The 2968-nt window shown below is 49.5% G+C and carries 1 rRNA gene; it reads left to right on the forward strand.

Features of this window, described 5'->3' with window-relative positions:
* The first annotated feature begins 78 nt into the window (after window positions 1-78).
* Window positions 79-2966, forward strand: a 23S ribosomal RNA gene (locus tag HMPREF1495_RS08335).
* Window positions 2967-2968: the final 2 nt, after the last annotated feature.

Consider the following 2968-nt stretch of genomic DNA (forward strand, 5'->3'; position numbering starts at 1 on the left):
TAACAAAAATAAATTTTTAAACATAGTGTATGATACACGCTAGTGTCATACATAACACTAAATCTAAATGATTTAAGAGGTTAAACATAAAGAGCGTAGGGTGGATGCCTAGGCACTGACAGCCGAAGAAAGACGTGACAAGCTGCGAAAAGCTGCGGGGAGAAGCACATATTCAGTGATCCGCAGATGTCTGAATGGGGAAACCCACTTGGAAGAACTCCAAGTATCTGTACGCCAATACATAACGTACAGAGGGGAACCCGGTGAACTGAAACATCTAAGTAGCCGGAGGAAAAGAAAACAACAGTGATTGCGAAAGTAGCGGCGAGCGAAATCGTAAGAGCCCAAACCGTGGTGCGTGCACTGCGGGGTAGAGGACTGCAATACGAGTAAGATATATTACCTGAACCGTTTTGGAAAAGCGGGCCAAAGAGCGTGAGAGCCGTGTAAGGGAAAATATATTGAATCCAGCAGTATCCGGAGTACCACGAGACACGAGAAACCTTGTGGGAAGCAGGGGGGACCACCCCCCAAGGCTAAATACTAGTCAGTGACCGATAGCGTATAGTACTGTGAAGGAAAGGTGAAAAGAACCCCGGGAGGGGAGTGAAAAAGAACCTGAAACCCTATGTTTACAAACTGTGGAACACCGAAAGGTGAACCGCGTACTTTTTGTAGAACGGTCCGGCGAGTTACATGTACAGGCGAGGTTAAGTATTAAAGATACGGAGCCGAAGGGAAACCAAGTCTTAATAGGGCGATGTAGTCAGTATGTGTAGACCCGAAACCGGGTGATCTATCCATGTCCAGGTTGAAGTTCGCGTAAAAGTGAATGGAGGACCGAACGCACATCCGTTGAAAAGGGTGGCGATGAGGTGTGGATAGGGGAGAAATTCCAATCGAACCCGGAGATAGCTGGTTCTCCTCGAAATAGTTTTAGGACTAGCCTCGTTATTAGTCTACCGGAGGTAGAGCACTGAATTTTTGCGGGGGCGTCAAAGCCTACCAAGAGATATCAAACTCCGAATGCCGGCTAGATGATTGACGGGAGTCAGACTACACGAGATAAGTTGGGTAGTCAAAAGGGAAAGAGCCCAGACCTACGGCTAAGGTCCCAAAGTGTGTGTTAAGTGGAAAAGGATGTGGGATTTCGAAGACAGCTAGGATGTTGGCTTAGAAGCAGCCATACATTAAAAGAGTGCGTAACAGCTCACTAGTCGAGAGGTCCTGCGCCGAAAATGTCCGGGGCTAAACACAACACCGAAGCCTAGGAATGTATTATATACATTGGTAGAGGAGCATTCTTAGAGGCGTAGAAGCCATACCGGAAGGAATGGTGGAGTAATAAGAAGAGAGAATGCCGGAATGAGTAGCGAGAAAGAGGTGAGAATCCTCTTGGCCGAATATCTAAGGTTTCCTGAGTAAAGCTGATCTACTCAGGGTAAGTCGGGGCCTAAGGCAAGGTCGAAAGACGTAGTCGATGGATAACAGGTACAGATTCCTGTACTACATATAATCAGAACTGTGGGGACACGGAGACTAAAACCGAACCCGGGAGGACAAAAACCGGGGCAAGCGAAGTACCTGTATGGGAGGAAAAACCACCATACAAGGGGAATACGTGATGCGTACCGAAAATTAGTAGGGAAGTCGGTTAGGGAGCCGTCAAGAAAAGCCGCTATTGTGTTATATGTACCCGTACCGCAAACCGACACAGGTAGATGAGGAGAGAATCCTAAGGCCGGCGGGAGAAGCATTGTTAAGGAACTCGGCAAAATGACCCCGTAACTTCGGGAGAAGGGGTGCCACTTTAATAGAGTGGTCGCAGAAAAAAGGCTCAAGCAACTGTTTAGCAAAAACACAGGTCTATGCGAAACCGCAAGGTGAAGTATATGGGCTGACGCCTGCCCGGTGCCGGAAGGTTAAGAGGAGAAGTCAGGAAACGAAGCTTTGAATTGAAGCCCCGGTAAACGGCGGCCGTAACTATAACGGTCCTAAGGTAGCGAAATTCCTTGTCGGGTAAGTTCCGACCCGCACGAAAGGCGTAATGATTTGAGCGCTGTCTCAACAATGCACCCGGTGAAATTGAAGTACCAGTGAAGATGCTGGTTACCCGCGCCAGGACGGAAAGACCCCATGGAGCTTTACTCCAGTTTGGTACTGGGATTTGGTAATACTCGTACAGGATAGGTGGGAGACGTAGAAGTATAGACGCCAGTTTATGCAGAGTCGCCGTTGGGATACCACCCCTGTATTGCTGGATTTCTAACCTGCGGCCGTTATCCGGCCGGGGGACAATGCCAGACGGGGAGTTTGACTGGGGCGGTCGCCTCCGAAAGAGTATCGGAGGCGCTCGAAGGTTCCCTCAGAATGGTCGGAAACCATTCAAAGAGTGCAAAGGCAGAAGGGAGCTTGACTGCGACACCGACGGGTGGAGCAGGTACGAAAGTAGGACTTAGTGATCCGGTGGCATAAAGTGGGATTGCCATCGCTCAACGGATAAAAGCTACCCTGGGGATAACAGGCTTATCACTCCCAAGAGTTCACATCGACGGAGTGGTTTGGCACCTCGATGTCGGCTCATCGCATCCTGGGGCTGTAGCAGGTCCCAAGGGTTGGGCTGTTCGCCCATTAAAGCGGTACGCGAGCTGGGTTCAGAACGTCGTGAGACAGTTCGGTCCCTATCCGGCGTGGGCGTAAGATATTTGAGAGGAGCCGTCCTTAGTACGAGAGGACCGGGACGGACTGACCGCTGGTGTACCTGTTGGAGAGTAACTCCATGGCAGGGTAGCTATGTCGGGACGGGATAAACGCTGAAGGCATCTAAGCGTGAAGCCCCCCTCAAGATGGGATATCTCATGTGAAAACAGTAAGACCCCTTGAAGACTACGAGGTAGATAGGGCCAAGGTGTAAGTACAGTAATGTATTAAGTTGATGGTTACTAATAGGTCGAGGGTTTAACCAAAA

The organism is Lachnoanaerobaculum sp. MSX33, assembly GCF_000512995.1.
In the GTDB taxonomy this organism is placed as follows: domain Bacteria; phylum Bacillota; class Clostridia; order Lachnospirales; family Lachnospiraceae; genus Lachnoanaerobaculum.